Source organism: Sphingomonas melonis DAPP-PG 224, assembly GCF_000379045.1.
GTDB lineage: Bacteria > Pseudomonadota > Alphaproteobacteria > Sphingomonadales > Sphingomonadaceae > Sphingomonas > Sphingomonas aquatilis.
The window spans coordinates 5,435-14,272 of the sequence record NZ_KB900608.1; the positions used below are offsets into that span (position 1 = coordinate 5,435).

At 65.9% G+C, this 8,838-nt stretch carries 13 protein-coding genes; 4 read left to right on the forward strand and 9 right to left on the reverse strand.

What is annotated here, in order from left to right:
• The 4 genes from SPHME3_RS20425 to SPHME3_RS21730 form a co-directional block, all read right to left on the reverse strand.
• The coding region (locus SPHME3_RS20425; RefSeq protein WP_196801640.1) for a transposase at positions 1–309 on the reverse strand (309 nt) is incomplete at its 3' end.
• Positions 310–464: 155 nt separating this feature from the next.
• Positions 465–791 (reverse strand): Rap1a/Tai family immunity protein, encoded by a 327-nt coding sequence (locus SPHME3_RS0119790; protein WP_018251369.1) that lies wholly within the window; start codon positions 789–791, stop codon positions 465–467.
• Positions 792–1,027: 236 nt separating this feature from the next.
• The gene (locus tag SPHME3_RS0119800) at positions 1,028–1,927 is read right to left on the reverse strand and encodes a DUF1259 domain-containing protein (RefSeq protein ID WP_018251370.1); all 900 of its coding nucleotides are present in this window, start codon (positions 1,925–1,927) and stop codon (positions 1,028–1,030) included.
• Between the two features lie 16 nt (positions 1,928–1,943).
• Positions 1,944–2,066 carry a hypothetical protein gene (locus SPHME3_RS21730; RefSeq protein WP_267903937.1) on the reverse strand — a complete coding sequence of 41 codons (123 nt, stop codon included), beginning with the start codon at positions 2,064–2,066 and terminating at the stop codon, positions 1,944–1,946.
• A 94-nt stretch (positions 2,067–2,160) separates the two neighbouring features.
• Here SPHME3_RS21730 and SPHME3_RS0119810 point away from each other — a divergent pair, with 94 nt between their 5' ends.
• Both SPHME3_RS0119810 and chrA read left to right on the forward strand, forming a co-directional pair.
• Complete coding sequence (locus SPHME3_RS0119810) at positions 2,161–3,111, forward strand: chromate resistance protein ChrB domain-containing protein (protein ID WP_018251372.1); 951 nt, start codon at positions 2,161–2,163, stop codon at positions 3,109–3,111.
• Positions 3,108–4,517, forward strand: coding sequence for a chromate efflux transporter (gene chrA, locus SPHME3_RS0119815; RefSeq protein ID WP_018251373.1), 1,410 nt, complete (start codon positions 3,108–3,110; stop codon positions 4,515–4,517). Before SPHME3_RS0119810 ends, chrA begins: the two co-directional genes overlap by 4 nt.
• On the opposite strand, the gene SPHME3_RS0119820 is transcribed toward chrA, so the two are convergent.
• From SPHME3_RS0119820 to SPHME3_RS0119830, 3 genes are read right to left on the reverse strand one after another with little or no spacing between them, the layout of a single operon-like run.
• Entirely contained in the window at positions 4,514–4,864 is a 351-nt protein-coding gene (locus tag SPHME3_RS0119820) for a DUF3147 family protein (protein ID WP_018251374.1), read from the reverse strand. The genes chrA and SPHME3_RS0119820 overlap by 4 nt on opposite strands.
• Entirely contained in the window at positions 4,864–5,805 is a 942-nt protein-coding gene (gene dmeF, locus SPHME3_RS0119825; protein ID WP_018251375.1) for a CDF family Co(II)/Ni(II) efflux transporter DmeF, read from the reverse strand. The genes SPHME3_RS0119820 and dmeF overlap by 1 nt, the downstream gene beginning before the upstream one ends.
• A gap of 11 nt (positions 5,806–5,816) precedes the next feature.
• The gene (locus SPHME3_RS0119830; protein ID WP_018251376.1) at positions 5,817–6,092 is read right to left on the reverse strand and encodes a metal/formaldehyde-sensitive transcriptional repressor; all 276 of its coding nucleotides are present in this window, start codon (positions 6,090–6,092) and stop codon (positions 5,817–5,819) included.
• A gap of 206 nt (positions 6,093–6,298) precedes the next feature.
• Here SPHME3_RS0119830 and SPHME3_RS0119835 point away from each other — a divergent pair, with 206 nt between their 5' ends.
• The gene (locus SPHME3_RS0119835; RefSeq protein ID WP_018251377.1) at positions 6,299–7,666 is read left to right on the forward strand and encodes a transposase; all 1,368 of its coding nucleotides are present in this window, start codon (positions 6,299–6,301) and stop codon (positions 7,664–7,666) included.
• A 6-nt stretch (positions 7,667–7,672) separates the two neighbouring features.
• Here SPHME3_RS0119835 and SPHME3_RS0119840 read toward each other — a convergent pair whose 3' ends face one another.
• Together SPHME3_RS0119840 and SPHME3_RS21795 are read right to left on the reverse strand one after the other, a co-directional pair.
• Positions 7,673–8,239 (reverse strand): recombinase family protein, encoded by a 567-nt coding sequence (locus tag SPHME3_RS0119840; RefSeq protein WP_004212894.1) that lies wholly within the window; start codon positions 8,237–8,239, stop codon positions 7,673–7,675.
• Between the two features lie 169 nt (positions 8,240–8,408).
• A complete protein-coding gene (locus tag SPHME3_RS21795) occupies positions 8,409–8,720 on the reverse strand; it encodes a DUF6665 family protein (RefSeq protein ID WP_081614894.1) in 312 nt (103 codons plus the stop codon).
• On the opposite strand from SPHME3_RS21795, the gene SPHME3_RS21660 reads away from it, so the two are divergent.
• The coding region (locus tag SPHME3_RS21660; RefSeq protein WP_231376792.1) for a hypothetical protein at positions 8,652–8,838 on the forward strand (187 nt) is incomplete at its 3' end. The genes SPHME3_RS21795 and SPHME3_RS21660 overlap by 69 nt on opposite strands.

The window sequence follows — 8,838 nt, forward strand, 5'->3', positions numbered from 1 at the left end:
GTGGTGCGGCACCCGCGCGTCGGGCGGCAATCGGCAGAACCAGCGATAAGCGAGATTGAAGCGGACTTCCTCGCACAGCCGGCGTTCCGACGTGATGCCATAGAGGCGAGCGATAAGCGCCATGCGGACCAGCAATTCAGGCGCTATCGAGGGACGCCCACGGCGACTATAATGCGGCGCGAGCGCATCGCGCAGTTCACCCAGGTCGATCAGTCCGTCTATCCTGCGTAGGATGTGATCGGCGGGGATCATCGCTCCTAGCGCCCGCCAACTTGCGCCCTTGCCGCCTCGCTGTTGCTCACCCATCATGGCCGCTGCTCCCGATGTGTCGAAGCAGGGAACCCGTTAGGAACGCGATCGGCTCACCCGGCCTTTTTCAACAGCCCCGACCGATTGTTGAACAGGCTGAGCCGAGTGTCTTGCCACGATCAAGGCGAAGTAGCTGAGAGCTTTAGGGGAGCCTGTTAGCGGTTCACTTGCCCCGGACACGGCCAAGCCGAACTCAAGGCCTGTTCGGCCCCCGCGACCATGTGGACACTCTGAAAATAGCTGTCCCGTTCCGCCCAGCGCAGATAGGCCGCACGCAAGGCCGCACGATCATCGCGCGGCGCGCCGCACTCGGCCTTTCGCGCGACGATCATCATGTCCAGCACGCCTTGGAGATATGCTCCACACCTCTGCTCCGCGGCGCGGCAGCTCGCGAGAAGCGCGGCACCTTGCATGTCCGACTGTTTGGTTTGCGCCAGCGCCGGAGCATGAGGAGCGACCGCCCCCATCAGCGCCAAGATCATGGTTGCACGTTTCACCGTTTTCGTCCTTTCCGAACCCGGCTGGGCCGGGTGAAGGGGCGCGTCCGAGCTTAAGGTGCTGACACGCCTCAATCGCATTTTCATTCCTCGCTACCGAGCACCTGGCCTTCGGGCGTCACGAACAGCTCGACTGTCTTGCCAGCGCTGTTCCAGTTGCCCATCGGGCCGTGGTCGGGGTCGGGCGGCGATGACGGCCCGAAAAGCCGATCGCCTGATCGTCAGCTTCGTTGCAGGTTCATTTTGTCAAGGGCAGCGCGCAGGCCGCGGGCGAGCTTGGCTGCATCCTGGTTCGCCCAAAAGTGCATGAAGAACAGGCGCGGCTCGTCGTTCAGCATGTGATTGTGCAGTGCCGTAACTTCGATCCCGCTGGCGCGCAGCGCGCGCATGACCGGATCGACCTCGCTCGCTACCAGCACGAAATCGCCGGTGATCGCGGCCTTGCCGCCCCCGGTCGGCTGGAAGTTGATCGCGGTCGCGGTTCCCATCGTGGGCGGCGTGACCATACCGGCATCCATCAACCTTTCCGCGCGCGGGAAGCTGTATTGGAGGACGCCGCCATTCGGCTTGCCCTTGGCCCCCATCACGCCGTCAAGTGCGGCCGTGTTGAGATCGACGGGCGGCGAGCTGCCGGCCCCGGCTGAGGGCGGTTGCGAGTCCCTGGACGGCGCGGCGAGCGGGGTGCGGCTTTCCGCCAGCGCGGCGCGCAACGCGGTCGCGAGCTTCACCGGGTCGCCATGCCCGGCGATGTGCAGGTACATGGTGGCGGGCGCGGAGCGCAGCAGGTGATTGTGGAGCGCGGTGATCGTGAAGCCGCCGGCCAAGAGGCGGCTTATCACCGGGTTCACCTCCTCGTGCGTCAGCACCAGGTCGCCCATCACCATAGTGTCGTCACCCATCGGCTGGAACGCCGCCCAGGAGCCGAGCGCCAGTGCTGGCTTGATCGCCACGCCGTCGAGAGTGACGTGCAGGTCGGAGCGCGGGAAGCCGTAGCGATGGACACCGCCCGCCTGTTCGGTGCCCGGTCGGCCGAGCGCAGCATCGACCTTGTTCCAGTCGGGCGCGGCCCAGGCCGGGGCGGCGAGCGCGGCGAGAACGCCGGCCAGAAGGGGTTTCATCATCCAATCTCTCCTATCATCAGCGCCGGCACGGATAGGCTTCGCGCAACGCGACGGTCTCCCCGCGCTGCGCGTGCGCCGCGGTAGGAGCGATCCCGCCCGAGACGAGCAGCGCCAGCATGGTCCCGGTCAGACGTGACATCGCCCTCTCCTCGCGCGTTCGCCAACCCAAGCATGTCTATGGTTGCATGAACGATGATGCAACCGTTACACTCCAAAATCCGGATGATACAGTTATGACGAACGCCGAACCCAGCCCTTGGTTGCTGTTGATCCCGCAGCTTCCCGCCAAGCCCGCCTATTTGCGGGTGAAGGTGTGGCGGCGTTTGCAGGCGATCGGGGCCGCGCCGCTCAAGAACGCGGTCCACGCGCTCCCCAACCGCGCCGACACTCGCGCGCTGTTCGAGGATTTGCACCGCGAGATTGCCGACAATGGCGGCGAGGCGCTGATCCTAGAGGCGCGGCTGGTAGGTGGCATCGGTGACCCCGAGCTTCGCGGAACTTTCGACGCGGCGCGCGATGCCGATTACGAGGAGCTGGCGCGCGAGGCGCGGACCTTGGCGGAAGGCGAGTATGTTCCCCCCGGCGAGGTTCGCCGGTTGCGCCGCCGGCTGGACGAGATCGCCGCGATCGACTTCTTCGGCGCGCACGGGCGGCAAACGGCCGAGGCGGCGCTTGCCCCGGCGGAAGCCCGGGCGGGCCAGCACCCCGACGTGACCGGGCCGGGCGCGCCCGAGCTGGCCCAGGCCGAGCTTCGCGGGCGCACCTGGGTCACGCGCGTCCACATCCACGTCGACCGCATCGCGTCAGCGTGGTTGATCCGGCGCTTCATCGACCCGGACGCGACCTTCAAGTTCGTGGAGGGCAAGGGTTACGCCCCCGAGCCCGGCGAGCTGCGCTTCGACATGGCGGACGCCGAGTTCACGCACGAAGGCGACCGCTGCACCTTCGAGACGCTGGTGTTCCGCCGAGGGCTCGACGGCGACCCGGCGCTCGTCGCGCTGTCGGAGATCATCCACGACCTCGACATCGCCGACGACAAGTTCGGCCGGCCGGAGACGGCCGGCGTCAGCGCGCTGATCGAGGGGATATGCGCCGCCACGCCCGACGACCCCGACCGGCTCGCGCGAGGCGCGGGCGCGCTCGACGGCTTCTACGCCCACTTCACCAGGCGACGAGGAGAATGACGATGGAGGCGACCGCGACCGCGCCGATCGCAGGCCCGAGCCCGCGGGATCACGGCATCCCCTTCGGCGAAGCGCTGCGGGTCTGGGCCAAGGTTGCCGCCTTAAGCTTCGGCGGCCCGGCCGGCCAGATCGCGATGATGCACCGCGTGCTGGTCGAGGAGCGGCGATGGATCGGCGAGGAGCGGTTCCTTCACGCGCTCAACTATTGCATGTTGCTGCCCGGCCCCGAGGCGCAGCAGCTCGCCATCTACATCGGCTGGCTGCTCCACAAGACCAAGGGCGGGCTTGTCGCTGGCGCGCTGTTCGTGCTCCCCGGCCTGGTCGCGATCATGGCGCTGAGCTGGGTCTATGCGCTGTTCGGCAACGTCCCCTTTGTTGAGGCGCTGTTCTTCGGCTTGAAGGCCGCCGTGCTCGCGATCGTGCTTCAGGCCGTCGTGCGCATCGGCTCGCGCGCGCTGAAGAACAACGTCATGCGCGGGATCGCGGCGGCATCGTTCGTGGCGATCTTCTTCCTTGGCGTTCCTTTCCCGATCATCATTCTTGCGGCCGCCATCGCCGGCTTCCTTGGCGGGCGCGCACGCCACCCCGCCTTCATGGGCGGGGGCAGCCACGGTGCATCGGGCGGCAAGATCGTCCGCGATGCCGAAACCGCGCTTGGCGAGCACGTCCCCGACCACGCCCGCCCCAGCCTCGCATGGTCGCTCCGGATCAGCGGTGCGCTCCTCGCGCTGTGGCTCGCGCCGATTGCGGCGCTGCTCGCGTCAGTCGGACCGGGCAATGTGTTCACGCAGATCGCGCTGTTCTTCTCCAAGATGGCGGTGGTGACGTTCGGGGGCGCTTACGCCGTGCTCGCCTATGTCGCTCAGCAGGCCGTCGAAAACTACGGCTGGCTTCGTCCCGGCGAGATGCTGGACGGACTTGGCATGGCGGAGACGACGCCGGGGCCGCTGATCATCGTGACGCAGTTCGTCGGCTTCATGGGCGCGTTCCGGCAAGCGACCGGCTTGCCCCCGCTGCTCGCCGCCACCTTGGGGGGCTTGCTCACGACCTGGGTGACGTTCGTGCCTTGCTTCCTCTGGATCTTCCTGGGCGCGCCGTTCATCGAGAAGCTGCGCGGTAACAAGGCGCTGTCGGCCGCGCTCGCCGCCATCACCGCAGCCGTGGTCGGCGTGGTGCTCAATCTGGCGGTGTGGTTCGCGCTCCACACCCTGTTTCACCAAGTCCGCGCCCTGCCGATCGCCGGCAGGACGCTGGACGTGCCGGTGTTGTCCACCCTCGACCCGGCCGCGCTAGCGTTGACCGTCGCGGCCCTGGTCGCGATGTTCCGGTTCAAGTCGGGCGTGATCCCGACCTTAGGCGCGTGCGCTGCGGCGGGCGTCGCGCTTCGCTTGTCCGGGCTCGCTTAGAGCTGGAGCCCGAAGCGCGGCCCCACCCACGTCATCGCGAGGTAGAGCGCAACCGTGAGGAGACACCCCGAGGCGAGCGCCAGCCAGAACGGCGCGCCGCGGTTGAGCATCGCCGCAATGAGTAGGAACATCGGCAAGGACGGCAGCACGTACCAGAAGGTCGCGCCGGCATGGGCCGCCATGCGCGCCCGATCGTGCGTGTCGCGCCAGAGCCAGATCATGCCCAGCACCGAGACGAGCGGGAGCGAGGCGATCAGCGCGCCGAAACCGGGGCTGCGCTTGGCGATCTCCGACACGGCGACGATGATGACGGCCGATATGCCGGCCTTGAGAAGCAGGTAGAGCATCAGCGCACCTCGACCGTGAGGTGCGCCAGCTCGTGAACCGGCGCGAGCCGCTGGCGGACCAGCTCGCCATTCCGAACGCCGGCGACGCTGACGATCGCCGCGTGCGCTTCCGGTCCGACCTTCCAGACGTGCAGGTCGGTCACTCGGGCGTCGCCGGGAGCTTCGACCAGCTCGCGCACCTCGTCGGCGACATGCGCGTCGGTGCGATCGAGCAGGACGGCGGCCGTGTCGCGCATCAGGCTCCATGACCAGCGGGCGATGACGACCGCGCCGACGATCCCCATGACCGGGTCCATCCAGACCCAGCCGAGATACCGGCCGGCGAGCAGCGCCGCGATGGCGAGGACCGAGGTGAGCGCGTCGGCGAGGACATGAACATAGGCCGAGCGGAGGTTGTTGTCGCCGCCGTGAGAGCCGTGGGCGTGCGCATGATCGTGCCCGTGGTGATGATCGTGCCCGGGCCCGTGCCCGTGATGGTGGTGACCGCTCGAGAGCAGAAAGGCGCTGGCGATGTTCACACCTAGGCCGACGACGGCAATGATCGTGGCCTCCCCGAATGCGACCGTGATGGGCTGAAACAGGCGCAGCACCGATTCCACCCCGATCCCGAGCGCGATCAGGCCGAGCACCATGGCCGAGGCGAAACCGGCGAGGTCGCCAACCTTGCCGGTGCCGAAGCTATAGGCCGGGTTGCGCGCGTGACGCTTGGCATACGCATAAGCCGCCGCAGCGACCGAGAGCGCGCCGGCGTGCGTCGCCATGTGGAACCCGTCCGCGAGCAGCGCCATCGAGCCGGTCAGGTATCCGGCGATGATTTCGCCGACCATCATCACGGCTGTGAGTGCGACCACCCACAGGGTTCGGCGGGCGTTCTCGTCGTGCGAGCTGCCCAGGAAAACGTGATCGTGGGCAAAGCGGTCGATTTCGGAAGCGGTAGGCATCGAGCACAATCCTACTTGGCGTAACGGCGGATCACCGCCAGCAGCTCGTCGGCTCCGTGGGCGCGCTCCTCGTCCGTCAGCCCCGACCGAGCAACGTGCGCTTCCAGGTGTTCGGCGATAATTTCGTCCATCAGCCCGTTCACCGCGCCGCGGACGGCCGCGACCAAGTGCAGAACCGTCGCGCAGGAGTCGCCTGACGTGAGGCCGCGTTCGACGGCCCCGACTTGGCCGGCGATACGACGCACGCGTGCGATCAGGTCGGCGTTGGAACCGGAGAGATGAGCCATATACCCCCCTCCCCTATGCCGGGCAGATCGCAAGAACAACCCGGCGCATTACCGCTGTTCAGAAAACGGCCGGGGCTGTTGAAAAAGGCCGGGTGAGCCGATCGCGTTCCTAACGGGTTCCCTGCTTCGACACATCGGGAGCAGCGGCCATGATGGGTGAGCAACAGCGAGGCGGCAAGGGCGCAAGTTGGCGGGCGCTAGGAGCGATGATCCCCGCCGATCACATCCTACGCAGGATAGACGGACTGATCGACCTGGGTGAACTGCGCGATGCGCTCGCGCCGCATTATAGTCGCCGTGGGCGTCCCTCGATAGCGCCTGAATTGCTGGTCCGCATGGCGCTTATCGCTCGCCTCTATGGCATCACGTCGGAACGCCGGCTGTGCGAGGAAGTCCGCTTCAATCTCGCTTATCGCTGGTTCTGCCGATTGCCGCCCGACGCGCGGGTGCCGCACCACTCGACGTTTAGCAAGAACCGGCATGGCCGCTTCCGCGATGCCGGCATCTTCCGCATCCTGTTCGAGCAGACTGTTCGGCGCTGCGCCGACGCGCGGCTGATCGCCCACAAGGATGCCGCAATCGACGCATCGTTTGTCGCGGCCGACGCAAGCTGGCAGCGCAAGATGCGGGACGCCGACATAGCCGCGCCCCGGCTTCCCCGCCCGGTTTGCGAATGGCTGGCGGATCAGGCCAATGCTCCACCGCAGGAACATGGCGTGCCGCGTGGCAAGCCGGCCGAGGTGTCACGCACCGATCCGGCGTCGGCTTGGTCTGCGCGCACGGCGCGGGGCCGGTTCGGCTATGCCCTGAATATCCTGATCGACACGCCGGGAGGGGTGACGATCGACGTGGAGGCCAGTCCCGCCCGCTTCGCGGCGGAAGTCGATGCGGGGCGGACCATGCTGGCACGGGCCGATGATCGGTTCGGCTACCGGCCAAAGCGCGTCGCGGCTGACACCGCCTACGGCAGCGCCGCGTTCCTGGCGTTTGTCACCGATCGCGGCACCATCCCGCATATCCCGGTGCTGGAACGATCCGAACAGACCAAGGGCAAATTCCCCCGCGAAGCCTTCCGCTATGAACGGGAGCAGGACCGCTATGTCTGTCCTGCTGGCAAGATACTGCCCTTTCGTGGTGCCGATCGTCGGGCGGGCTTTCTCCGATACAGCGCCAGTCCCTCCGACTGCCGCGCCTGTCACCTCAAACGGAAATGCACCGCAGGCAGCAACAGGTCGGTGACGCACAGCGAACATGAGGACGTGCGCGAGCTGGTGCGCGGCGAGATGCAGACGCCCCTATTCAAGCGGTCGATGCGACTGCGTCGGGGCGTCGAGCGGGTGTTTGCCGATGCCAAGGGTAAGCGGGGGCTAACCCGTTTGCACCTTCGCGGCCTGCGCGGTGCCGAGGAAGAGTTTCTGTTGGGCGCGGCCATTGCCAATCTCGTACTGCTGGCCCGCCCCGCCGCACGACCGGCACGGACCCGCCGCCCGCCCCCGGTGCCGGAACGGATCGATCACATGGCCCGGATCAGCCGGGGCCGGTTCGAGCAATCTTACTACGCGACGATCTTCTGACACCAATTAGCCAGGTTCGCGCTCGGCCGCAGGGAAGTGGCGATAGAAGGTGGAACGGCCGACCTGTAGCAGCTTCGCGACCTTCGCTGGTTTATCGCCGGCCTTGAGCAGCTTGCGGGCGGTATCGAGCATGTCGGGCGTCATGACGGACTTGCGGCCCCCGCCCGTGCCGCCCTTGGCCCGTGCCGCTGCCAAACCAGCAATCGTCCGTTCCTTTATCAGTTCTCGCTCCATCTCCGCGACGGAAGCGAGGATATGGAACAGCAGCCGGCCCGATGGGGTGGCCGTGTCGAACCCGTCCGTCAGGGATCGGAAATCAATCTTGCGAGCGGACAGGTCCGCCGCCAGTTCGATCAGGCCCCCAATCGAACGGCCAAGGCGATCGAGCTTCCATATCACCAGCGTATCGCCCGCCCGCACGAAATTGAGAGCTTCGGTCAGGCCGGGACGGTTCAGCTTCGCGCCGCTCACCTTGTCGGTGAACAGCTTTTCACAGCCAGCCTTGGTCAGCGCATCGGTTTGTAGCGTCAGGTCCTGATCGGAAGTCGAGACACGCGCATAACCAACCAGCATGAGTCCCGTTATCCCATCTCAAACAGCGAATTTCGGGACTTATATTTCGGGAACATATTTTGGGAAAGCCCCAGCGGGGATAGGGCGTGTTTTTGTGCCGGTGCCGGTCTTCCCGTTGGAGGTTCCCAATCGGGAAAGACATCAATCATCAAAGCGGCGGCTGCCGAGTTTATCTCACTCCCATTCGAGCAAGCACCTCTTTGGGTATTTCATAGTCCTCGATAATTGCTTGATTGTTATATAGGCCGCACAGTTCGCGTTGGATAAAGTAAGCATGAGCGGCATCAGCGGCGGACTGTAGCAATGAATCTCGATCCTCGCCAGAGACTGGCTCAGCAAGAAGGGTCAGCCTTGTCGCAAGTAACTTACCCGCTCGCCCAAGAGATGCCGCCTTCTCGGCCAGAACCTCGCTATGAAAGGCATCAAGCGCTCGATCGGACGGGAATGCAGTGTCAAGGTTCTGTGGGAGCCTAAACGACATAGCCCTGTGTTCTCCAATCGAGTCAGTCGGGCGGTGACCCTACGGGTTGCAAGGCTTCCGGACAATCCGATCGCATCGACATTGATCGATCGAGCGATATTCCCATTTTCCGATCCCA